Origin of the sequence: Actinomadura sp. NPDC049753 (assembly GCF_040674655.1) — a bacterium.
Lineage (GTDB): Bacteria > Actinomycetota > Actinomycetes > Streptosporangiales > Streptosporangiaceae > Spirillospora > Spirillospora verrucosospora.
This window is the reverse complement of sequence record NZ_JBFARL010000016.1, coordinates 48,616-70,874: the sequence shown is the minus strand read 5'-3', so window position 1 is coordinate 70,874 and position 22,259 is coordinate 48,616. Positions and strand designations below refer to the sequence as shown.

The 22,259-nt window shown below is 71.8% G+C and carries 19 protein-coding genes; 13 read left to right on the top strand and 6 right to left on the bottom strand.

The window, feature by feature from the left end; genetic code table 11:
• The coding region (locus tag AB0K37_RS07120; RefSeq protein WP_363976093.1) for a sigma factor-like helix-turn-helix DNA-binding protein at nucleotides 1-1,077 on the top strand (1,077 nt) is incomplete at its 5' end.
• A 12-nt stretch (nucleotides 1,078-1,089) separates the two neighbouring features.
• On the opposite strand, the gene AB0K37_RS07115 is transcribed toward AB0K37_RS07120, so the two are convergent.
• On the bottom strand, nucleotides 1,090-2,355 hold the full coding sequence (locus AB0K37_RS07115) for a helix-turn-helix domain-containing protein (protein WP_363976090.1): 1,266 nt from the start codon (nucleotides 2,353-2,355) through the stop codon (nucleotides 1,090-1,092).
• A gap of 120 nt (nucleotides 2,356-2,475) precedes the next feature.
• On the opposite strand from AB0K37_RS07115, the gene nth reads away from it, so the two are divergent.
• The 3 genes from nth to AB0K37_RS07100 all read left to right on the top strand — a co-directional run bounded on the left by nth (nucleotide 2,476) and on the right by AB0K37_RS07100 (nucleotide 5,402).
• Nucleotides 2,476-3,216 carry an endonuclease III gene (gene nth, locus AB0K37_RS07110; RefSeq protein ID WP_363976087.1) on the top strand — a complete coding sequence of 247 codons (741 nt, stop codon included), beginning with the start codon at nucleotides 2,476-2,478 and terminating at the stop codon, nucleotides 3,214-3,216.
• A 56-nt stretch (nucleotides 3,217-3,272) separates the two neighbouring features.
• Nucleotides 3,273-3,989: a CoA pyrophosphatase gene (locus AB0K37_RS07105; protein WP_363976084.1), complete on the top strand. Its 717-nt coding sequence runs from the start codon at nucleotides 3,273-3,275 to the stop codon at nucleotides 3,987-3,989.
• A 216-nt stretch (nucleotides 3,990-4,205) separates the two neighbouring features.
• Nucleotides 4,206-5,402, top strand: coding sequence for a MarP family serine protease (locus tag AB0K37_RS07100; RefSeq protein WP_363976081.1), 1,197 nt, complete (start codon nucleotides 4,206-4,208; stop codon nucleotides 5,400-5,402).
• Nucleotides 5,403-5,453: 51 nt separating this feature from the next.
• Here AB0K37_RS07100 and AB0K37_RS07095 read toward each other — a convergent pair whose 3' ends face one another.
• From AB0K37_RS07095 to acs, 5 genes are all read right to left on the bottom strand, one after another.
• Nucleotides 5,454-5,810, bottom strand: a complete 357-nt coding sequence (locus AB0K37_RS07095; protein ID WP_363976078.1) for a DUF309 domain-containing protein — start codon at nucleotides 5,808-5,810, stop codon at nucleotides 5,454-5,456.
• A gap of 115 nt (nucleotides 5,811-5,925) precedes the next feature.
• Entirely contained in the window at nucleotides 5,926-6,849 is a 924-nt protein-coding gene (locus AB0K37_RS07090) for an alpha/beta hydrolase (protein WP_363976075.1), read from the bottom strand.
• An 8-nt stretch (nucleotides 6,850-6,857) separates the two neighbouring features.
• Entirely contained in the window at nucleotides 6,858-7,289 is a 432-nt protein-coding gene (locus tag AB0K37_RS07085) for a phage holin family protein (protein ID WP_363976072.1), read from the bottom strand.
• 13 nt (nucleotides 7,290-7,302) lie between these two features.
• The gene (nhaA, locus tag AB0K37_RS07080; protein WP_363976069.1) at nucleotides 7,303-8,526 is read right to left on the bottom strand and encodes a Na+/H+ antiporter NhaA; all 1,224 of its coding nucleotides are present in this window, start codon (nucleotides 8,524-8,526) and stop codon (nucleotides 7,303-7,305) included.
• A gap of 239 nt (nucleotides 8,527-8,765) precedes the next feature.
• Entirely contained in the window at nucleotides 8,766-10,733 is a 1,968-nt protein-coding gene (gene acs / locus AB0K37_RS07075) for an acetate--CoA ligase (protein ID WP_363976066.1), read from the bottom strand.
• A 250-nt stretch (nucleotides 10,734-10,983) separates the two neighbouring features.
• Between acs and AB0K37_RS07070 the strand changes: the two genes are divergently transcribed.
• The 9 genes from AB0K37_RS07070 to AB0K37_RS07030 all read left to right on the top strand — a co-directional run bounded on the left by AB0K37_RS07070 (nucleotide 10,984) and on the right by AB0K37_RS07030 (nucleotide 22,227).
• Entirely contained in the window at nucleotides 10,984-11,775 is a 792-nt protein-coding gene (locus tag AB0K37_RS07070; protein ID WP_363976063.1) for an oxidoreductase, read from the top strand.
• A gap of 31 nt (nucleotides 11,776-11,806) precedes the next feature.
• The gene (locus AB0K37_RS07065; RefSeq protein WP_363976061.1) at nucleotides 11,807-12,424 is read left to right on the top strand and encodes a pentapeptide repeat-containing protein; all 618 of its coding nucleotides are present in this window, start codon (nucleotides 11,807-11,809) and stop codon (nucleotides 12,422-12,424) included.
• A 907-nt stretch (nucleotides 12,425-13,331) separates the two neighbouring features.
• Nucleotides 13,332-14,405, top strand: coding sequence for a septum site-determining protein Ssd (ssd, locus tag AB0K37_RS07060; protein ID WP_363976059.1), 1,074 nt, complete (start codon nucleotides 13,332-13,334; stop codon nucleotides 14,403-14,405).
• Nucleotides 14,402-15,571, top strand: a complete 1,170-nt coding sequence (locus AB0K37_RS07055; protein ID WP_363976056.1) for a TadA family conjugal transfer-associated ATPase — start codon at nucleotides 14,402-14,404, stop codon at nucleotides 15,569-15,571. The genes ssd and AB0K37_RS07055 overlap by 4 nt, the downstream gene beginning before the upstream one ends.
• A 414-nt stretch (nucleotides 15,572-15,985) precedes the next feature.
• The gene (locus AB0K37_RS07050) at nucleotides 15,986-16,681 is read left to right on the top strand and encodes a type II secretion system F family protein (RefSeq protein WP_363976053.1); all 696 of its coding nucleotides are present in this window, start codon (nucleotides 15,986-15,988) and stop codon (nucleotides 16,679-16,681) included.
• A gap of 319 nt (nucleotides 16,682-17,000) precedes the next feature.
• Nucleotides 17,001-17,585 carry a type II secretion system F family protein gene (locus AB0K37_RS07045; protein ID WP_363976050.1) on the top strand — a complete coding sequence of 195 codons (585 nt, stop codon included), beginning with the start codon at nucleotides 17,001-17,003 and terminating at the stop codon, nucleotides 17,583-17,585.
• A gap of 297 nt (nucleotides 17,586-17,882) precedes the next feature.
• On the top strand, nucleotides 17,883-19,034 hold the full coding sequence (locus tag AB0K37_RS07040; RefSeq protein WP_363976047.1) for a tyrosine-type recombinase/integrase: 1,152 nt from the start codon (nucleotides 17,883-17,885) through the stop codon (nucleotides 19,032-19,034).
• On the top strand, nucleotides 19,031-21,568 hold the full coding sequence (locus AB0K37_RS07035) for a tyrosine-type recombinase/integrase (RefSeq protein WP_363976044.1): 2,538 nt from the start codon (nucleotides 19,031-19,033) through the stop codon (nucleotides 21,566-21,568). Before AB0K37_RS07040 ends, AB0K37_RS07035 begins: the two co-directional genes overlap by 4 nt.
• Nucleotides 21,565-22,227: a DUF6262 family protein gene (locus AB0K37_RS07030; protein ID WP_363976041.1), complete on the top strand. Its 663-nt coding sequence runs from the start codon at nucleotides 21,565-21,567 to the stop codon at nucleotides 22,225-22,227. The genes AB0K37_RS07035 and AB0K37_RS07030 overlap by 4 nt, the downstream gene beginning before the upstream one ends.
• Nucleotides 22,228-22,259 lie beyond the last annotated feature (32 nt).

The following is a 22,259-nucleotide window of genomic DNA, read 5'->3' as shown; positions in this document are numbered from 1 at the left end:
GCGCTCGTCCGCGCCTTCCGGTCGCTGCCCGAACGGTGGCAGACCGTCCTCTGGTACACGGTCATCGAGGAGGAGCCCGTCGGGCAGGTCGCGGAGCTGCTCGGCATGGAGAAGGGCGCGGTCTCCCAGCTCGCGTTCCGGGCACGCGAAGGGCTCCGGCAGGCGTTCCTCGTCGCCGGCTCGGGAGGACGTCCGGAATGTGCGGAGTTCACCGCCCAGCTCGCCGCGAGCGTCCGCCGCCCCGGCCGCCGCCGCAGCCGCGCCCTGCGCCGGCACCTGGAGTCCTGCGAGGAGTGCAGGCGGGCCTCCAAGGAGATGACCGACCTCAACGGGCGGTTGCGGCGCGCTCTGCCGATCGGCGCCGTCCTGCTGGGGGCGCCCTCGGCGCCGCTCGGCTCCCTCGCCCCGGCGGCGTCCCTGCCCGGCTGGACCCTTCCGGCCGCGGTGGCCGGCGGCGTCTCCACCGGCATCGCGATCATCCTGTTCACCACGGTCGGCGGCGGTCCGGACGAGGACCCGCGCGCCGCCCCGCCCCCCGCGATGCCCACCCCGGCGAGTTCGGCCCCGGCGGACGTCGCCCCGCCCGACTACACCGTCGGCACCCGCTCCGCCGAAGGCGGCGGCCGGGTTCCGGGCGGCGGCGGCGGGGACGGCGCGGCGTCCGGCGCGGGCCCCTTCCGCGTGCGGAACACGACCCTCCAGTCGTGCCTGGCGCCCAGCGGGACGTCGGTCGTGCAGCGCTCCTGCACCGACGCGGCGACCGGGTGGAAGCGCGAGAACACCGCCGGCGGCTTCACGCTGACGAGCAGCTCCACCGGTCGATGCCTGAGCCGCGGGACGCCCGCCGCGGGCGTCCCGTGGGAGGGCGGCAGCGAGTACACGGTCGTCATGGCCCCCTGCGGCGGCGCGAACCAGGTCTGGAAGCTCGTCCGGTTCGCGCCGTCCGTCTACCGGCTGGCGAACGGCGACGGCTACTACCTCCAGGCGAGCTGGTCGGGCCTGAAACCGGTGACGCTGAAGCCGTCCTCCTACGCGGGCATGGCCGCCCAGGGCTGGGCCGTCGAAGCCGCCGGCTGACCCCATCGGCCGTCACCCGTAGCCCAGGCGGTCGCGCGCGGCGGACGGCTCCGCGCCGGGCTCGGCGTTGAGGGCGAGCCACGCGTGCAGCGCCATGTGGAGCTCCAGCCGGTCCGACGCCGCGTGCACGGCGTCCCCGAACAGGTCGTCGAGCTGCCGCAGCCGGTACCGGACGGTCTGCGGGTGCAGATGCAGGTGACCGGACACCTCCGTGGCGTTGAACCCGTGCTCCAGGCAGGCCAGCAGCGTCTCGACGAGCCGGTAGCGCTGGGCCGGACGCGCGTTCAGCAGCGGGGCGAGCCGGCGCGCGATCACCTTCTCCACCAGCGCCCGCTCCCGCATCATCACGAGGATCGGCATGTGCCGCTCGGCCGGGATGGGCGCCGCACCGCCGATCAGGCCCTGGCAGGCCAGCGCCAGGGTCTCGCGGGCCAGCCGCAGGGACGTCGCGACCTCGCCGATCCCGACCGCCGGGCCGATCGCGGCCGTCCAGCCGTGCAGCTGCCGCTCCAGCATCCGCCCGCGGCCGGGGCCCTCCGGGTCCGGGACGATCAGGCAGGGCTCCCCCAGGTGCAGGCCCGGCAGGACGTCCGGGGGCAGCGACGGGTGCCGGGCGTCGGGGCCGTCCTCGCGGAGGGCGACGACCGCTAACGTGCGCGGCAGTACCCAGTCCGCCTCGCGCGCCGCCCCCCTGAGGTCCGCTGCGGAGGCGCCGTTCAGCAGCAGGTCGAGCAGGTGCCGCCGGCGGTCCCGGAGCGCGCCCGCCGCCCGCGCGGCGGCGTCCGCGTGGCCCTCGGCGACGATCGCCGCCAGCTGGTTCAGGTAGTCGAGCGCCGCGTTGGCGATGGCCGCGATGATCGCCGGACTCGTCCGGTAGCCCATCCGCTCGGCGTGATCGGTGAGCCGCTCGACGGCCAGGCCCGTCCCGATCCGCGTCGCCGCCTGCCAGGAGTCCAGCGTCCGCCCCTCGCTGGCCTCGCCGACGCCGATCTGCCGCCAGAACTCCACGACGTCGGCCGACGGGGCGGCGGGATCGGCCATCAGCTCCAGGAAGTGCCCGATGGCGCACTCCACGCCCAGCTGGACCGCCTTGGCGTAGCGGGGATCGTGCGGCCGGACGAACTCCGGCAGCCGCCTCTCGATCCGGCGCACCGCCTCCGCCGCGATGACGGGAACGTGCTCGCGAAGATCACCCGCGATCCGGGCGGCGCCCTCGAACGACAGGTCGAGCTCGATCCGGCGCACCGGAAGGCGGACCACCTGGCTGAGGTCGGACATGAGATCTCCTTCGGGGAACGTCGTGCCCGGAGAGACGGCCCGCCCCCGCCCCGATTACGCGGATCGGCGCGACTTTCTCGTTCGGCCGGAACCAGGCCGCGAGGCTCTAGGCTGGCCGGTATGGCGACGGAGGCGTCCCCGAAGGCGCGGGCTCGGAAGTGGAAGGACGAGACGAGGCTGGGGCTGGTGCGGCGGGCGCGCCGGATCAACCGGATCCTGGCCGAGACGTACCCTGACGCCCACTGCGAGCTGAACTTCGGCACCCCGTTCCAGTTGCTGGTCGCGACCGTGCTTTCGGCCCAGACCACCGACATGCGGGTGAACCTGACGACGCCCGCGCTGTTCGCCAAGTACCCCACCCCGGAGGACCTGGCCGCCGCCGACCCCGAGGACGTCGAGGCGATCCTGAAGCCCACCGGGTTCTTCCGCGCCAAGACCAAGTCGGTCATGGGGCTGTCGGCCGCGCTGCGCGACCGGTTCGACGGCGAGGTCCCCGGGCGCCTCGAAGACCTCGTCAAGCTCCCCGGCGTCGGACGCAAGACGGCCAACGTCGTCCTGGGCAACGCGTTCGACGTCCCCGGCATCACCGTCGACACCCACTTCGGCCGCCTGGCCCGACGCTTCGGCTGGACGACCGAAGACGACCCCGTGAAGGTGGAAGAGGAGATCGGCACCCTCGTCCCGCGCAAGGACTGGACGATGCTGTCCCACAGGCTGATCTGGCACGGGCGCCGGATCTGCCACGCGCGCCGCCCCGCCTGCGGTGCGTGCCCGGTGGCGCGGCTCTGCCCGTCCTTCGGCGAGGGGCCGGTGGACGAGGAGACGGCGCGCAAGCTCGTCAAGCCCGGACCGTTCTCGTGAGCGGTTCTCCCGGCCGTCCCGGGAAGGAACGGGACCGTTCCGGAGTTGGGATCCACGTGACCGACGCCACCCCCGACTGCCCCGCCTGGCTCGACCGCTTCCGCTCGGAGGCGCCGAGGCTGCCCGTGCCGCCCGTGTTCCGCCCCGCTCCCGCCGCCCGCGCCGCCGCCGTCCTGATCCTGTTCGGGGACGGTCCGAGCGGCCCGGACGTCCTGCTCACCGAGCGTGCCGCCACCCTCAACAAGCACGCCGGGCAGCCCGCCTTCCCCGGCGGCCGCATCGACCCCGGCGACGACGGCCCGGTCGCCGCGGCGCTGCGCGAGGCGTGGGAGGAGGCCGGCGTCGAGCCGTCCGGCGTGGACGTGCTGTGCACGCTGCCGGAGCTGTACCTGTCGCACAGCGAGCACCGGGTCACGCCCGTCGCCGGCTGGTGGCGCGAGCCGTCGGAGGTCGCGCCCGGCCATCCCGGGGAGGTCGCGACGGTCGCGCGGGTCCCGATCAGCGAGCTGGTCGACCCGGCGAACCGGCTGATGGTGAGGCACCCGTCCGGGATCAGGATCGGTCCCGCGTTCCAGGTCCGGGACATGCTCGTGTGGGGGTTCACGGCGGCGCTGCTGACCCAGGTGCTGGGCGCGGGCGGCTGGGACCGGCCGTGGGACACCTCCCGCGTCGAGGACCTGCCCGAGGACGTCGTGAACCTCGCCGCCCGTGACCGAGGGGCGCATGATCGTTGGGTGCGTGACCAAGGGGTGGACGTCGCCGCGCGCGACTGAGCGGTGAACCTCGCCTTACGCGGCGGAGGCGTCTCGTCTTTTCCCACGAAAACGCCCACCCGCGGGGGCGAGGGTCGGTGCGCAGGTCAGGCGGCCGTTCGCGGTGGACACGGCCGTCGCCGCGGTCGCGCGTCACCCCCGGCGGCTATCCGGCACGCCCCAAACTGGTCCATCGAGGGGACGTGAAGCAGCGGCGCGGCCCTATACGGTGAAGCGGTGCTGCACGACCACATTCTCGACCTGATCCTGCTCGTGCTCGTCGTGCTGTTCGGAGTCTCGGGCTACCGGCAGGGCTTCATCGTGAGCCTGCTGAGCTTCGTCGGCTTCGTCGGCGGCGGCGTCATCGGGGTCCTGATCGCGCCGCCGATCGCCGAGGCCGCGGTGGACGGCGCCGCGCAGCAGGCGCTGCTCGCCATCGTGGTCGCGTTCCTGTCCGCCACCCTCGGCCAGCTCGTCGCCTCGTCCGTCGGCGCCGTCCTGCGCAACCGGGTGACCGGGATGAACGCCCGCACCGCCGACGCGGTCGGCGGCACGTTCGTCAGCGCGCTCTCGCTGCTGATCGTCGCCTGGTTCTTCGGCAGCCTGGTCGCCAACTCCGAGTTCAAGCCCGTCCGGACGCAGGTCAAGGGCTCCTCGATCATCAACGGCATCAACGACGTGATGCCCTCGCAGGCGCAGACGTGGTTCACCTCGTTCCAGGGGTTCGTCAAGAGCAGCGAGTTCCCGCAGGTCTTCAACGGCCTCGGCGGCGAGTCGGTGGTGCAGGTGCCGCCGCCGGACGAGTCCGTCCTGAACACCCGGGGCCTGAAGGCCGCCAAGAACAGCATCGTGAAGGTGGTCAGCACGGCACCGCAGTGCTCGCGCCGTATCGAGGGCACCGGGTTCGTGTTCGCGCCGCAGCACATCATGACCAACGCGCACGTCGTCGCGGGCGCGCGGGGCTCCTCGGTGGTGGCGACGCTCAACGGCGACACCAACCGCGGGCGGGTCGTGCTGTACGACCCGAAGCGCGACGTCGCCGTCCTCTACGTGCCGGGCCTGAAGGCGCCGGCGCTGGAGTTCGCCAAGGAGGCCCGCGTCCGCGACGACGCGATCATCGCCGGCTTCCCGAAGCAGCAGCCGTTCACGCCCGGGGCCGCCCGGATCCGCGCCCGGCAGACGGCGCGCGGGCCCGACATCTACCACTCCGGCCAGGTCAGCCGCGAGATCTACGCCATCCGAGGCAAGGTCGAGCCGGGCAACTCCGGCGGTCCGCTGCTGTCCACCGACGGCCGCGTCTACGGCGTCATCTTCGCCGCGGCCCTGGACACGCCGTCCACCGGGTACGCGCTCACCGCGCAGGAGGTCGCGCCCGACGCGCGCGCGGGCGCCAACGCCACGAAGCCGGTCTCCACGCAGAGCTGCTCCGACTGACCGGGCTGCTCCGACTGACCGGGCTGCTCCGACTGACCGGGGCTGCTTCGACTAGTTCGTTGTGAGGCGGAGGGCGACGGGGCCGTCTTGAGGCTCCTTGGCCAGGCTGCGTGTCCGCTGGATGACCCCTCGGACGTCGATGCCGTACGGCGCAGCATCCTGGTACGGGACCAGCCGATCCGCAGCGCGGCTGAGGAGGGCCTCGGCGCCACGCGCGTTCCCCCGGCGAAGATGGGTCACCCCTACGGCGACCTGTGCGAGGCCCCGCCACAACTCCCGTTCGGACTCCGGAGCGGCCTTCCAGACCGCTTCCAGTACCTCATGGGCATGGAACGGGCGGTCGGCGTCCAGGAGGCGCTGCGCTTCGGCCAGGGCTTCCGCCGGTGGCATGTCGAGCTCGTCCGGCATCGTGGGTATGCCAGTCGCGCCGTGAGGCAGTGGACGTCCGTAGGCGTCCCGTGGGCGTGCGTTGCGTGGGCGCCCCGACTCGTCCCGATCCCGCATGCCTCCACGGTACGCGGGATCAGCGTTCCGGCCCCGGGTCGGTCAGCCAGTCGAGAAGCCGGGCGTCGAACTCCTGCGGACGCTCCTGGTGGGGGAAATGCCCTGCGTCCTCTATGAGCGTCCAACGGTACGGGGCCTTGACGTAGCGTCCGGAGCCCTGCGCGCTGGCGGGGAGGGTGCACGTATCGAGCGCGCCATGCACCTGGAGCGTGGCGGCGTGGATGGGGGTGCGCATGCGGTGCGCGTAGCGGATCCCGTCTGGGCGGGCCTGGGAGCGGATGAGCCAGCGGTGGTATTCCAGCGCGCTGTGGGCGACCCCAGGGATCTGGACGGCTTTCCGTACGAGCCGCTCGGTGCGCTCGTCCGGCCAGTCCGGCCCCGACCAGTCGTGCAGAAGCTTCCCGACCAGTTCCGCGTCGTCGCGGACCAGGCGCCGTTCGGGCCACAGCGGCACCTGGAACCCGAACGTGTGGCGCGCCGCCCAGCCCTGCCCGCGCGGGTCGCCGGCGACGGCCTGCCGCAGCCGCAGCGGATGCGGGGCGCCCACCACCGCCAGCCGCTGGACGATCTTCGGGTGGTAGACGGCCATCGTCCAGGCGAGCAGCCCGCCCCAGTCGTGCCCGACGACGATCGCGTTCGCCTCGCCCAGCGCCCGGACCAGCCCCGCGGCGTCCCCCGCCAGCGTGATCAGGTCGTATCCGCGCGGCGGCTTGTCGCTGCCGCCGTAGCCGCGCAGGTCGACGGCGGCCGCCCGGTAGCCCGCGGCGGGCAGCGAGACGAGCTGGTGGTGCCACGACCACCAGAACTCGGGGAACCCGTGCAGCAGCAGGACGAGCGGCCCCTCGCCGGCCTCGGCGACGTGGAAGCGCGTCCCGCCGGCGCTGACCTGCCGGTGCGTCCACGGCCCGTCGACCTCGATCAGCGACGCGTCGTGACCGGACACGGCGGCGGTCAGCCCGTCAGCTCGGGATCGCCGGAGTCGCCGCGGTGGCGCAGCGCGGTGAAGTCGTCCTTCAGCGTCCTGCGGGTCCGCTTCGCCCCTTCGATCTTGCGGATGCGGAAGTACCCGATGGCGATCAGGCCCAGGGCGAGGAGCAGGTACACGCCGGCCACGATGAGGAACGCCGCCCAGTGCCAGATGCCGGCGGCGACCAGCCCGTAGGCGAAGGCGATCGACAGCAGGATCACGATCAGCCCGCCGATCAGCGCCGCGATCGTGAACATCACGCTGCCCAGCGCGGCCTTCTTGGCGTCGGCCTTCAGTTCCAGCTTGGCCAGGTCCATCTCGGCCCTGATCAGGTCGGAGACGCTGCTGGACGCCAGGGCGACCAGCTCGCCGAGGGACTTGTCCTCGACTCGCTCGCCCGGTAGTGCCTCGGACATATGGCTTTTCTCCTTAGTCCCGGCGCGCGCGCAGACGCACCCTTCTCCGGAAGACGACGGCCGCGGCCGCCGAGGCGAGAACGCTCGCGATCAGGACCGCAGTCGTCACTCTCTCGAATTGTGACGGGTCGGTATAGGCCAAACCGCCGATCAGCAGCGAAACGGTGAAACCCACCCCGGCCAGGAGCGCGACTCCCGCGATCTCGTGCCAGTGCAGGTCCTCCCCGAGGGTCGCAAGGCCGAGCCGCACGGCCGTCCACGCCCCGCCGAAGACCCCCACGAACTTACCGACCAGCAGTCCGGCGATCACGCCGAGGGCCACCCGGTCGGTGAACACGGCGCCCAACTGCGCCGCGCCGAGGCCCACCCCGGCCGACACGAAGGCGAAGACCGGCACGGCCACGCCCGCCGAGAACGGCCGCAGCGCGTGGTCGGCGCGCTCGGCGTTCGTCGGCCGCCCGTCCGGCGTCTCCTTCGGGCTGGTGAGCATGCCCAGCGCGACGCCCGCGACGGTCGCGTGGATCCCGCTCCGCTGGAGGCAGTACCAGGTCAGGACGGCGAGAGGCACGTACACCCACGGCGAACGGACGCCCCGGTGCTGGAGCAGCCCGTAGGCGCCGATCAGCGCCGCGCCGAGGAGCAGCGGCGTCCAGTGCAGGGTGCTGGTGTAGAAGAGCGCGATGATGGTGATGGCGATCAGGTCGTCCACCACCGCCAGCGTCAGCAGGAACGCGCGCAGAGGCGCCGGGCACGAGGTGAACGTCACGGCGAGCACCGCCAGCGCGAACGCGATGTCCGTCGCCGTCGGCACCGCCCACCCGATGGACGCGCCCGGCGCGCCCGCGCTCACCGCCAGGAAGAACAGCGCGGGCATCGCCACCCCGGCCGCCGCGGCGATCACCGGCAGCGCCGCGTCCCGCGGATTGCGCAGCTCGCCGTGCGTGAGCTCCTCGCGCAGTTCCAGCCCGGCGATGAAGAAGAAGACGGCCAGCAGCCCGCTCGACGCCCAGTGCTGCACGTCCATGTGCCCGAGGTGCAGCCAGTGCGGGCTGATCTCGAACGTCTGGAGGCTCTTGTAGGCGCCGTCCCACGGCGTGTTGGCCCACACCAGCGCCGCGACCGCCGCGAGCAGCATCACCACGCCGCCGATCGTCTCGGTGCGGAGCGCGCTGGCGACCTGGATGCTGTAGCGGACGGTCGGACGGAACGGCCACGTTGCTGCAACGCGGCGTTTCACGGGCGGGCGCACCATAGAGAGAACCCCTGGGGAAAGCGGCGGACGGCTGGACAAGGCCACGGCCCGCACGATCACTGCGGGACGTCCCTGCCGACCAGACTTCCCGGCGCACCTAAGGACATTTTACCTGGCCCGCTCCATGGGCGGCCCAGTCGCCCCGGCTCGGACGCCCGAACGGCCCGCGCCCGGCGGGTGTGCCGGACGCGGGCCGTTGCGTTGCCCGGTGTGCTCCGTGCGGGTCAGTCGTCCGACTTGGCGCTGGGCAGCTTCTCGGAGATGAGGTCCATCACCGTGCTGTCCGCGAGCGTCGTGACGTCGCCGATGCTGCGGTTCTCCGCGACGTCCCGCAGCAGCCGCCGCATGATCTTGCCGGAGCGGGTCTTCGGCAGCTCCGGAACGATCATGATCTGGCGGGGCTTGGCGATCGGGCCGAGGGTCTTGGAGACATGGTCGCGCAGTTCCCGCAGGAAGTCCTCGCCCTCGACGTCGCCGCCGGCGTCGCCGCGCGGGATCACGAACGCCACGATGGCCTGCCCGGTGACCGGGTCCGTCGCGCCCACCACCGCCGACTCGGCGACCTTCGGGTGCGAGACCAGCGCCGACTCCACCTCCGTCGTGGAGATGTTGTGCCCGGACACGAGCATGACGTCGTCCACGCGGCCGAGCAGCCACATGTCGCCGTCCGCGTCCTTCTTGGCGCCGTCACCGGCGAAGTACAGGCCCTCGAAGCGCGACCAGTACGTCTTGACGTACCGCTCGTCGTCGCCCCAGATCGTGCGGAGCATGCCCGGCCACGGCTCCCGGACCACCATGAACCCGCCGCCGCCGTCCGGCACCGAGCGGCCCTGGTCGTCCACGACGTCCGCGGCGATGCCGGGCAGCGGGCGCATCGCCGCGCCCGGCTTGCCCTCCGTCACCCCCGGCAGCGGGCTGATCATGATGGCGCCGGTCTCGGTCTGCCACCACGTGTCGACCACCGGCGTCCGGTCGGCGCCGATGTTCTTGCGGTACCAGACGTAGGCCTCGGGGTTGATCGGCTCGCCGACCGACCCCAGCACGCGCAGGGACGACAGGTCGTACTGGGCCGGGATCTCGTCGCCCCACTTCATGAACGTGCGGATCGCCGTGGGCGCGGTGTAGAAGATGGACACCTTGTACTTCTGGATGATGTCCCACCAGCGGCCCTTGTTGGGGGTGTCGGGCGTCCCCTCGTAGATGACGCTGGTCGAGCCGTTGGCGAGCGGCCCGTACACGATGTAGGAGTGGCCCGTCACCCATCCGATGTCGGCCGAGCACCAGTAGACGTCCGTCTCGGGCTTCAGGTCGAACACCGCCCAGTGCGTGTACGCGCACTGGGTCAGGTAGCCGCCGCTGGTGTGCAGGATGCCCTTCGGCTTCCCCGTCGTCCCGGACGTGTACAGGATGTACAGCGGGTGCTCGGAGTCCATGGGCTCGGCGGTGTGCTCGTCGCTCTGCCGCTCGACGGCGTCGTGCCACCACAGGTCGCGCTCGTTCTCGACGACCTCCTCGCCCGTGCGGCGCACCACGATGACGTGCTCGATCGTCGGCGTCTGCGCGACGGCCTCGTCCACGATGCCCTTGAGGTCGGACGGCTTGCCGCGCCGGAAGCCGCCGTCCGCGGTGATCACGAGCTTGGCCTGCGCGTCGTCGATGCGCGTCCGGAGGGCCTCCGCGGAGAACCCGCCGAACACCACCGAGTGGGTCGCGCCGATGCGGGCGCACGCCAGCATCGAGATCGGCAGCTCGGGGATCATCGGGAGGTAGATCGCGACCCGGTCGCCCTTGCGGACGCCCAGTTCGAGCAGGGCGTTGGCGGCCCTGTTCACCTCGCGCTGGAGGTCGGCGTAGGTGAGGGTGCGGGAGTCACCCGGCTCCCCCTCCCAGTGGAACGCCACCTTCTCTCCGCGCCCGGCCTCCACATGCCGGTCGACGCAGTTGTAGGCGACGTTCAGCTCCCCGCCCACGAACCACTTCGCGAACGGCGGGTTGCTCCAGTCCAGGACGTCGTCCCAGCGCTTCGTCCAGGCGAGCCGGTCCGCCTGCTCCGCCCAGAAGCCCAGGCGGTCCTCGGCAGCGCGCTCGTAGGCGTCGGCCTTGACGTTCGCCGAGGCGGCGAGGTCCGCGGGCGGGGGGAAGCGGCGCGTCTCCTGCAGAAGGTTCGACAGTGTTTCTTGGCTCTGGCTCAACGCGAACTCCTTGCTAGCTCAAGCGGGGGTCGCCCGGTATCCCCACTTCACCAGGTAGGTCCCGGTCCCCACAAGGCCGCGATCCCTGGTGTCGGGGGGATGGACGCGATCGGTGCTCACGGCTGCGAATCCTGCTTTGTGATGCCCGACACCACGGGCCTTCCCAGCTCCGGGCCTGAGGAACCGTTTCCGTTCCACGCCCTGGTGGGCCGCTGCACGAGTGCTCCGGACGACGGCATAAAGTCAGGCCGTGACCGATGCTCTAGCTGATGTTGCGAACCTTCCCGGCGTCGTCGACGCCGTCGACGAGGCGCGCAAGGCCGTGGACCGGCTGCTCGGCCACCGCGTCCTGCGGCGGCGCAGCGCCGAGGTGTCCACGGAGTCGGCGCTGCGCGGCGCCCGGGCCTCCGCCGTCCTCGACGGCGCCTCGGTCACGCTGGACGAGCTGCGCACCACCGACCACCCGTCCGACCCCGTCGTGCAGGGCGCTCTGCGCGTGTCGGCCGAGCTCGGAACGCTGACCGAGGTCTGGCGCAAGGCGCCGCGGCAGGCGCTGGCGCGTCTGCACGTCCTCGCCGCGGCGGACGCGGTCGACAGCGCCGATCTCGGACGTCCCCGCTCCGGCGACGTTGTCGTGAAGGACGTTCTCGGCCTGGGGGAGCCGCCTTCGCCGCCCGAAGTGGCGGCGCGCCTGGACGTGCTCAGCGGGCTGCTGACCGAACCCACCAAGGCGCCGGCTCTCGTGGTCTCGTCGATCGTGCACGGCGAACTCCTGGCTTTGCGTCCGTTCGGCTGGGGGGACGGGGTCGTCGCCCGTGCCGCCCAGCGGCTCACCCTTGTCGCCCGGGGGCTGGACCCCAAATCGCTGGTCGCGCCTGAGGTCGGGCACCTCGAACTCTCCGACGAGTACGCCGAGGCCCTTCGCGCCTACGCGTCCGGTACGTCGGAGGGTGTCGCGCGGTGGATCGTCCACTGCTCCTCGGCCATCGCGGCCGCCGCACGGGACTCGCAGGCCATCTGCGAAGCGTTCATGCGCGGCTGAGACTGTCACGCGGTAGGTCCATGCTGGACCCATGGCCGATCGCATGTACGGGCGACCAGCGGCGCCGACGGAGACCACGATCTCGTCGGCGGACTGGGATTCGCGTGACCTGACGGGTGAGCGGCACGACAGCGTCCTGTTCGTGGACGTGGACATGACCGAGGCCAGTGGCACCGGTGCCGCCTTCACCGACTGCACGTTCCGGGGTGTGCGGTTCAACGCGTCCAGCCACACCGACGGGGCGTTCCTGAACTGCACGTTCGTCCGGTGCGGCTTCTTCGACGCTGCCTTCACGGGCTGCAAGTTCGTCGGCAGCATGTTCGACGGCTGCACCCACGACCTGATGAAGGTCAAGGGCGGCGACTGGTCGTTCACCGGCCTGCCCGGCGCGGACCTGCGACGAGCCGCGTTCGCCGACGTGCGCATGCGCGAAGCGGACCTCACCGGTGCCCGGTGCGCCGGGGCGGAGCTGCGCGGGGTCGACCTTTCGGGGGCGTCCCTGCACAAGGCCGACTTCTCCGGCTGCGACCTGCGCGGAAGCGACCTGTCGTCGCTGGACCCGTTCAGCGTCGAACTGAGAAGCGCGGTGATCGACCCGTACCAGGCGGTCGTCCTCGCGACGGCGCTGGGCCTGGACGTCCGCGAGTAGGGGTTCGGCGGGCGCGCGGCGCAAGCGAAACGGCGTCCCTGCCGGGACGCCGCCGCTGGACACGTCACACCGGGTTACCAGGCGTGCACCTGTATTCGTCGGATCGGGTCAAGCCCGTCTCGACGCGCCTCCCGCGGCTGGTCGCGCGTGGGTACCCGGCTGCCGTGCCCGGACACTCGGTCCGTATGTCCTGTGTACGCCTTATTTGCCCAGATGACAAGCCCCATTCGGAAAACGGCCCGCAGGCGGCGGAGGCGCCGCCGGAGGGGGCCCGGGCGTCCCCTGAGACGAAGGAGGCATATTGCGGACTTCCGCAAACGGCGTTCGGATCGCGAAATTGATCACTCAGGGTAACCATTTCCCTTTGTCGTCGATCACGCGAAGGCACGGGAAAGATCTTTAGTTCTCCTGTACGCTCCGACTCCCGTCCCGTTGCACTTTCGGTGCACCGGAACGGGGCCCAGCCGTGGCCGGGCGGCGCCCTGCGCCGGCCGCTCCGGCGGATCGTCGCCGCCGGGTGCGAAAAATCGCCACGTGCCGGGCGAGTTTGCGGCTCGACGGAACTCTCGACGATCGGGCAGCATATGTTGTATCCGCCTAGACTTGAGTCGGTGAGTTTGCTTCTTCCATAGAGGCGACTTACCCGTGGCTTAGCCCGAACTCCCTGAGACCTTTCTGGGAAAGCGGGCCGGCTCTACCCCCCCGGAGCCGGACCGCCGGCGACCCCCGCTCTCCCCCCCGGCGGGGGTCGCCCTGTCGTGAGGCGGCCGGGCGGTGGCCCCGGGGTGAACGATCCCGCGCCACCGCCCGCCCGCCCCGGCGAAGTTATCCACAGTCCGCGGAACCTTCTCGCCGCCTCCGCCGCGCGCCGCAAGGTGGATGTCTCCGAACGTCGAAGGAGCATCCGATGAACCTCGCGGCACTGATCGTCACCGGCGACCCCGCGCTCGCCGACGGCCTCCTGCGCCTCGCCGCGGCCGCCGACGCCCACGCCGAGGTCGCCTACGGCGCCGACGAGGCCAGACCCGCCTGGGCCTGGCCCTCCCTCATCCTCGTGGGCGCCGACGTCGCCGAGGACGTCGCCGCCGCCGGCCTCCAGCGCCGTCCGGGCGTCGTCCTCGTCACCGGCGGCGCCGCCCCCGACGCCTACCGCCTGGCCGTGGAGGCCGGCGCCCAGGACGTCGTCGCCCTCCCCGACCACGAGGACTGGCTGATCGACGCCTTCGCCGCCGCCTGCGAGCCCGAGGGCGGCTGGGCCACCGCCCTCTGCGTCGTCGGCGCCCGCGGCGGCGCCGGGGCCAGCGTCCTCGCGACCGCGCTCGGCCTCCGCGCGGCGGGCACGGGCCTGCGCACCCTCCTCGTCGACGCCGACCCGTTCGGCGGCGGCATCGACCTCCTCCTCGGCCTGGAGTCGCACGAAGGCGTCCGCTGGCCCGACCTGGCCGAACGCCGCGGCCGCCTCAGCACGGCGACCCTCCGCGAGACCCTGCCCGGCACGGGCGACCTGTCCGTCCTGTCCTGGCGGCGCGGCGAGCCCGTCCCGGTCTCCGAGGAGGCCGTCCGCTCCCTGTTCGACGCCGCCGCCCGCGGATTCGACCTGGTCGTCGCGGACGTCCCCCGCCACCCCGGCGACCTCGGCCGGGCGGCCCTGCGCGCCGCCGCCGTCACGTTCCTCCTCGTCCCGGCCGAGGTCCGCGCCACCGTGGCGGCCGACGGCCTCGCCGCCGCCCTCCGCCGCGACACCGCCGACCTGCGCCTCGTCGTCCAGGGCCCCGCCCCGGGAGGCATCACCCCCGACGCCGTCGCGGGCGTCCTCGGCCTTCCGTTCGCCGGTTCCTTCGACCGCGACCGCCGCCTCCCCACCGCCATCGACTCCGGCGACCTCGAACGCGCGTGCCGCCGCGGCCCCCTCGCCGACTTCTGCGCCACCGTCCTGGCCGACCTCGCCCTCCAGCCCTACGCCTACCGGGAGGCGGTATGACCGGCCTCTCCGACGCCGTCCGCGACCGGCTCGCCCACACGGGCGGCGAAGCCACCACCGGCCGCGTCGCCGCCGCGCTCCGCGCCGAGGAGCGCCTGCTGGGCGACCGCGAAGTACTGGCCCTGGCCGACGAGTTACGCGCCGAGTTCGTCGGCGCCGGCCCCCTGGAGCCGCTGCTGCGCTCGCCGGACGTCACCGACGTCCTGGTGAACGGCCCCGACGAGGTCTGGATCGACACCGGCTCCGGCCTGGTCCGCACCGCGGTGCGCTTCCCGGACGAGGCGACCCTCCGCCGCCTGGCCCAGCGCCTCACCGCCGCAGCAGGCCGCCGCCTCGACGACGCCTCCCCCTACGCCGACGCCCGCCTCCCCGGCGGCGTCCGCCTGCACGCCGTCCTCCCACCGGTGGCCGCGACCGGCACCTGCCTGTCCCTGCGCCTCCCCCGCCGCCGCGCCTTCACGCTGGACGAACTGGTCGCGGCCCGCACCGTCCCCGCTGGGGGCGCCGACCTGCTGGCCGCCCTGATCGATTCCCGAGCGGCCTTCCTGATCAGCGGCGGCACCGGCACAGGCAAGACCACGCTTCTGAGCAGCTTGCTCTCTCTGGCGAACCCGTCCGAACGCCTCCTCCTGGTAGAGGATTCGGCCGAACTGAAGCCCACCCACCCCCACGTCGTCAGGCTGGAGGCACGTCCGCCCAACACTGAGGGCGCCGGCGGCGTGACCCTCAACGACCTGGTCCGCCAAGCCCTCCGCATGCGCCCCGACCGCCTAGTGGTAGGCGAGGTGAGAGGCCCTGAAGTAGTAGTTCTCCTGCAAGCTCTGAACACGGGGCACGAGGGAGGCTGCGGCACCCTCCACGCGAACACAGCAGCCGACGTCCCCGCACGCCTCGAAGCCCTGGCATGCGCGGCGGGCCTGACCCGAGAAGCCGTCCACAGCCAGTTGGCCGCCGCGTTGGACATCATCGTCCACCTGGTCCGCGACCCCGGCGGAGGCCGCCGCCGAGTAGCCGAGATCTGCCTCCTCCAGCGTGCCCCGAACGGCCTGGTCGGCGTGGTCCCCGCAATCTCCTTCACCGCCTCCGGCGAGACCATCCCCGCCGCAGGCGCAACCGCACTGACCACCCGCCTGAAAGCCCCCAACGATGACCGCGACCACCCCTAGAGCCCAAGAGGCCCCCACCTCCAGCACCCCAACTGGATCGCCCGCCCCATACTCTGCGCTGCCGCCGCGCGGACGTGCCGGACATCCACCCCGCGCCCTCACGCCTGTTCCATTACGAGGCACCACGTGTCGATCGTCCGACCCGTACTCTGAGCCGCCGCATGGATATGCCGGAGACCCCCGCCGCCTCCCGCCTGATCCGCACAAGGCACGACAGGCTGATCGACTACCAGGTCTCTGCACAGCGGTGGCCGGTGGCGGGTGGCGGGTCGCCCTACGCAAGGCTCGCCCAGGCGCTTCTGGTCCAGATCGCTTGCGAGGCACGTGGTGTCGATCTCCTTGGCCGTCCTCCGCGCGGACGACTCAAATACCCGCCCCCGAGCCGTTCCGCCTGCTCCGCCTGCGAGGTGGCTGATGTTCATCGTCCTCGCCGCCTTCTGCGCGGCGGCCGCGGTGTGGACCTATCTGGCGCCCACTCCGGCGGCCCATCGCCTCGACCGCCTGGGTGCGGCACCACCGGGCGACCCGATGCGTCCGCTGCGCATCAGACTGGAGAGCTTCAGGGAACGTCGAACGCTGCCGCAACGCCGGCGAAGCTCGATCATCGAACTCTGCGACGCCATGGCCGCCGAGCTGTCCGCCGGCCGGACCCCTGACGAAGCCTTCACAGCAGCCGCCGCCGTCCTCGACCCACACGTCTCGAAAGAACTGCTCGGCCTGCCTCGCCCGCCCCCGGACCACCTGGACGAACTGGCGAGGCAGCCAGGCGCCGAAGGCCTTCGCCTCCTGGCGGCCTGCTGGCGCGTCGGCTCAGAACGCGGCGGCACCTTGGCCACCGTCCTGGATGGCCTGGCAAGCGCCCTCCGCGATGAGGAGGCCCAACGCCAGGACGTATCCGTCCAGCTAGCCGGCCCTCGAGCCACGGCCCGCCTCCTGGCCGCCCTCCCGCTCCTGGGCCTGGCCATGGCCGCCGCCCTGGGCGCCCACCCCATTCCGTTCCTCTGCACCACCCTTCCCGGCCTCGCCTGCCTGATCACAGGCACCGCCCTCAACGCCACCGGCCTCTACTGGACCCGCCACCTGGCCAAATCCGCCGAATCCCCCCACTAGCCGACGCCTCAACCCACCCGGAGAGCCGCCATGAACGCCCAGAGATCCGCATGGAGGAGGTGAAGTGATGACGACCCTCATGGCCATGCTCTGCGCCGCAGCATCGGGGTTCCTCTTTCCCAAGGGGATCGACGCCTCCACGCGGAGGCTGATCGGTCAGTTCGGAGAGCCTTCCCCGAGGCATGCATCTCCCAGACGACGGCTCGCATGGGCGACAGATCACGCTCGCCCTCAAAGGAGATCCATCCCAGCTACGGGGGTGAAGGAGCGAGACGGGCCATCCAAGGCGTCCGGGCGCCGCGACGTCATTCTTCGACGGGTGGCCGCCGGCGTGGCGGGAGCGCTGTGCGTGGTGCTGCTGGGCGGTCTGGCCGGTGGAGTGATCGGCGTGCTGGTCGCCGCGGGCGTCTGGCTGTCCTTCAGCCGCCTCGGCAGTGGGGAACGCCGCCGCAGACGGGCACGACTCATCGCCGATCTCCCCGTCGCGGTCGATCTCCTCGCCGCCTGCCTGCGCGGCGGCGCGCCCTGGCACGAGGCGGTCGAAGCGGTCGCGGACGCGGTGGGAGGCCCGCTCGGCGAGGAACTGCGGGCCGTGTCCGTTCAGATCAGACTGGGGGCCGACCCGGCGGAAGCCTGGCCGGCCCTGGCGGAGGAGCCGATGCTCGCGCCCTTGGCGCGTGCGGCCGTCCGGGCGGCGTCGACGGGTGCGGCGCTGGCCCCGTCCCTCGGCCGCCTCGCCCGTGACCAGCGCCGTGTGGCACGTGCGGCAGCCGCCGCCAGAGCACGATCGGCGGGCATTCGGGCACTCGCTCCACTCGGCCTGTGCTTCCTTCCCGCCTTCGTCCTCCTCGGAGTCGTCCCGGCCATCGCCGGGATCGCCTCGACGATCCTCCTGCCCTGGTGAGCGGGTTATCCACAGAATGCGGTTCGCCCATCACCCAGCTTCCCCGCAGAGCAGCCTGGTACCGACCACGAGCGAAAGGAGCCCCGATGAGGGCATGGAAAACGGTGGTGCGGCGATGGTCCGGCACGTGCAAGGACCGCGGGATGTCCACAGCCGAGTACGCGGTAGGCACCATCGTTATCTGGAGTGACTATATGCAGTCATCCATGTACAGCATGTAGGGTCTGCTGGTCCGTGCCTTACATGTATCTGGGGGGCTGTTCAGGCATGTCATCCATGTCAGCGACGTTGCCTGCGGTGCCGCAGCGTTACCGCCGTGAGCGTGCGGTGGCCGCTGATGGGTCCGTGCTGTGGGTGGTAGTGGATGAGGACTTCGGTCTGCACGCCGAGGCGTGCGCGTATCTGGCGGGGCTGCGGGGGGCCGGCAGGGCGTTCAACACCGAGCAGACGTACGCGGGCCGGATCGCGTTGTACTTGTCGTACTGCGTGGATCACGGGGTGGATTGGTCGAGGCCTTCGCTGGCGCAGTTGGCCGCGATGATGCGGTGGCTGGTGGACGAACCGCTGCCGCCTCAGTCGCGCAAGCCGGGGGCGGCGGTGCGGTTCCGCGACAAGAGGACCGCGAACGCGATCATGGGGACGGCGGGTGGGTTCCTGGCGTGGTGCTGCGCGCGGGGGTGGGTGCCGCCAGCGGTGGTGGCGATGTTGGGCGAGCCGAAGTTCCTGCGGTTCGTTCCTCCGGGGTTCGACGTGGGTGAAGACGGTCAGAACCGGACAGTGACGGCCCGCACGATCAAGTTCCGAGTCGCGGTGCCGGGCTATGAGTGGCTGTCGGACGAGGAGATCGGCGTGCTGCTGAGTCTGGCCAGGCACGCCCGTGACGCCTTCTTGATCCAGGTGCTGGCCGCCACGGCGATGAGGATCGGTGAGGCGCTGGGGATGCGGCGCGAGGATATGCACCTGCTGCCGGATTCCCGGTTGCTGGGGTGCCGGCATGAGGGCCCGCACGTGCATGTCGTGCGGCGGGTGAACGCCAACGGCGCGTTCTCCAAGGCGCGCAGTCCGCGGGTGATCCCGGTGGAGGCCGATACGACCGAGGCTTATGTGCGCTACCGGCACGAGCGGGACGAGGTCGCCGAGGCGGCGGACTGCGACATGGTGTTTGTGAATCTGTTCCGTGCTCCACTGGGTGAGCCGATGAAGTACGACAACGCCCACGATCTGTTCTGCCGTCTGGCGGCCCGGGCCGGGTTCCGGGCTCGTCCGCACATGCTGCGGCACAGTGCGATCACCACGATGCGGCGGGCGGGGGTGGAGCGGCGGGTGGTCCAGGAGATCGCCGGCCACGTGTCGGAGTCGTCGCAGGATGTGTATTCCCACGTCACCGACGCCGACAAGCGGGAGGCGGTCGAGATGGTGGCGGCCAAGCGCAGGGCGGCGCGGTCGTGACCGGCCCGGGCGCCGGCGGTGAGGTGATCGTCCTCGGGGAGCGGGCGGAGCGCGGGGCGGGATCGGCATCGGGCCAGACGCCGGGGCTGTCGCCCGAGGAGGCCGCGTCCTGGTCGCAGTGGCTGTCGGCGAACACGCCGCCGGGGTGGCGGCCCGGGGAGTGGGACCGTTCGACGCGGCTGTTCACCGGAGATGTGAGCAACCGGTCCACGGTGGCCTATCGGTGCACGGTGGCGGCCTGCGACCGGGTCTCGCGCACCCAGGCGCTGTGTGACCACTGCGAGAAGGCGCTGCCGGGTTCGGGGCTGGCGCTGGAGGAGTTCCGGGCGGTGTTCGTCCCGGACCGCGACCGGGTGGTCGACGGCCGGGCGGGACAGTGCGCGGTGGCGGGCTGCCCGCGGGACGCGGCGTTGTGGGGGTTGTGCTCGGCGCACGGTTCGCTGCGTTACAAGGACATGATGCGGGGCCTTGGCGGGGCTGATGATCTGCAGGAGTGGATCGCGGCCGCGACTGCTTATGAGGCGGTGCCTGCTTGCCTGGTGGGCGGCTGCGAGCGGGACGGGCGGCAGGGCTGGGGGCTTTGCGACATCCACACCCGGCGGCTGAAGGCCGACGGGATGCAGGCGGTGGAGGAGGTCTGGCTGGACCGTCAGGCCCCTCACCTGATGGTTCATCAGTTCTCGCTGGCACCGCTGGAGCCGCTGGTGCGGACGGAAGTGCTGTTCGCGCTGGCAGCGCGCGATGAGCGGGGGCAGCGCCTGGACCCGACCGCGGTCCGTCAGTCGGTGCGGATCCTGGCCGACCACCAGGTCGGCTCGATCGCGGTGTTCGCGTTCGGGGAGTTGCCGCGGCGGGCGGCGGCGAATGTGGATGCGCTGCTGCGGGAGACGTTCCGGGTGGTGGCGGCGGCGTTCGACCGGTTCCGCGGCGTGGATCCTGCGAGCCGACCGACGCTGGATCTGGCCGAGTTGGGCGCTCGCGGCAAACGCGGCAAGCCCACGGCCAGACCCGGCGATCTGGACATATCGATGATCCGCCAGGTCTGGCTGCGGGAGGCCCTGGCCGCCTGGATCAGCGAGGCCAAACCGACGACTGCCGACGCCCGCCGGGCGCACCGGGCGGTGCAGACCGCGGCCAGGGCTTTGGACGCCCGCCCTGGCGGCGGCCTGCAGGTCGCGTCGTTGGCCTTCGCCGACATGAACGCGGTCGTCGCGGGGTTCGAGCACCTGGTCAAGGCCGACGGGCAGCCGATGGGCGCCAAGCACAAGTCCAATCTGCTGTCGATGTGGTTCAAGGTCCTGGACTGGGGCCGGCTCACCGACCGGTTGAACGGGATGGGCGCGGGGTTCACCCGGCATCCCTCGCACGTGATCCGCCAGCCTGACCCGAATGAGGACGAGATCGGCAGGGCCATCCCCGAGTCGGTGATCGCTCAGCTGGACGCCCACACCGACCTTTTGGGCGTGGGGATCCGGCACGGGCGGATGACAGAGCAGCAGGTGGCCGCGATGTCGGTGGCGGTCTATGAGCTGCTGCGCGACACCGGCCGGCGCCCCTATGAGATCGCCCAGCTGGACCTGGATTGCCTGGAGAGGGACGGGAACGACTGGCAGCTGCGTTGGGACAACGGCAAGGGCGGCCGCAACGGCCGACGGCTGCCGATCCCATCGGAGACGGTGGCCACCATCCACACCTGGCAGGCGGTACGCGCCACGGTCGAGTTGCCGAGCGGGTCGCAGGGGTTCCTGTTTCCCCCTGCGGGTGAGTTCGGGCAGGTCCGGCACCTGGAGTCCGCCCAGATCTCGCCGATCGTCCGGGCGTTCGCCGACGCCGTTCCCACGTTGTTGGCAGAGGAGTTTGGGCCGGACGGACAACGGCTGCCGTTCGACCGGTCCTTGATCTTCCCCTATGCGTTCCGGCATTCGTACTGCCAGCGGCACGCGGACGAAGGAGTGCCGATCGACGTGCTGCGCGAGTTGATGGACCACCGCTCGGCGAACACGACCGCCCGCTACTACAAGGTTTCCCTGAAGCGCAAGCGGGAGGCGGTGAAGGTGGCCGCACGGCACGGCTTCGACCGGGCGGGCCGGGACCAGAAGGCGTGCTCGGGGACCACCTACCAGGCCCAATCGGTGGCGGTGCCGTTCGGCCGCTGCAGGGAACCGGCCAACGTCAAGGCGGGTGGGAGGGCCTGTGTCATCCGCTACCAGTGCGCCGCCTGCAAGTTTTTCGCTCCCGACCCCACGCACCTGCCCGCGATGGAAGAACAGATCGCGACGATGCGCATCGACCGGGAGACCGCGTTGGCGATGGAGGTCGATGAGTTCGTCCTGCGCAACTTCGACGACAACATCGAGGCGATGGAGAGAGTGGCCGCTGTCGCGCGGGACAAGCTGGCCGCGCTGCCCGAAGACGAGCGGGCGGAGTTGCTAGAGGCCACCGAGGTGCTGCGGGTCGTCCGCGCCCAGCAGGCGGGCACCGCGATCGAGCTGGGGATGCCCCGGCTGCCAGGTCGCGGACAGGAGACCGCATGAGCAGCGGGACGGGCGACTCACCGTCGCCTGCGGTGGCCGGAGGAAGGCGGCGCAGTGGAGGGCGGCAAAGTGGCGAGCAGCGCAGTCCCGGCGAGGTGCTGGCCGCCGCGCGAGCCGAGGACAGCCGCCGCAAACGGGCCAGGGTGCTGGCCGCGTTGGAGGAGCTGAAGGCCAGCGGGGAGAAGATCTCGGCGCAGGCGGTCGCCCGCCGCGCCGGGGTGTCACGCATGCTGGTCTACTCACAGGGTGTCCGTGAGCACGTCGAGGCCGCTATCGCCGGGCAGGCCCGCGCGGCGGACAAGTCTCAGCGGCGCGCCGAGAAGTTGGGGGCCAGAGCCGACGGGGCCTCGGCCGCGTCCCTGGCCTGCGACCTGCAGCTGGCCCGCGAGGAGATCAGACAGCTGCGCGCCGAGCGCGACAAGCTGAAGGCCACCGTTCAGCGCGGGCTCGGGGCGGCGCTGGAACACGCCGGCACCGCCGAGCTGACGGCACGGATCAACGAGCTGCTGGCACAGGTCGAACGCCTGGCCGTCGAACGCGACGCCACCGCAGCGCACAACGCGCAACTGCAGGCCAGGCTGACCGACGCCGAGAACAATCTGACCGCCAACCGCCAAGCCCTCAAAAAAATGATCAAATCGGCCAACCTCGAAGGGTGACCGCCGCGGGCGTCTGTCAAGCAACCCGCACC

What these genes read in the sequence shown, in the direction of transcription:
- AB0K37_RS07115 (WP_363976090.1), bottom strand. Translation starts at nt 2,355, where the DNA reads ATGTCCGACCTCAGCCAGGTGGTCCGCCTTCCGGTGCGCCGGATCGAG.
- nth (WP_363976087.1), top strand. Translation starts at nt 2,476, where the DNA reads ATGGCGACGGAGGCGTCCCCGAAGGCGCGGGCTCGGAAGTGGAAGGAC.
- AB0K37_RS07095 (WP_363976078.1), bottom strand. Translation starts at nt 5,810, where the DNA reads ATGCCGGACGAGCTCGACATGCCACCGGCGGAAGCCCTGGCCGAAGCG.
- AB0K37_RS07085 (WP_363976072.1), bottom strand. Translation starts at nt 7,289, where the DNA reads ATGTCCGAGGCACTACCGGGCGAGCGAGTCGAGGACAAGTCCCTCGGC.
- AB0K37_RS07065 (WP_363976061.1), top strand. Translation starts at nt 11,807, where the DNA reads ATGGCCGATCGCATGTACGGGCGACCAGCGGCGCCGACGGAGACCACG.
- ssd (WP_363976059.1), top strand. Translation starts at nt 13,332, where the DNA reads ATGAACCTCGCGGCACTGATCGTCACCGGCGACCCCGCGCTCGCCGAC.
- AB0K37_RS07055 (WP_363976056.1), top strand. Translation starts at nt 14,402, where the DNA reads ATGACCGGCCTCTCCGACGCCGTCCGCGACCGGCTCGCCCACACGGGC.
- AB0K37_RS07050 (WP_363976053.1), top strand. Translation starts at nt 15,986, where the DNA reads ATGTTCATCGTCCTCGCCGCCTTCTGCGCGGCGGCCGCGGTGTGGACC.
- AB0K37_RS07030 (WP_363976041.1), top strand. Translation starts at nt 21,565, where the DNA reads ATGAGCAGCGGGACGGGCGACTCACCGTCGCCTGCGGTGGCCGGAGGA.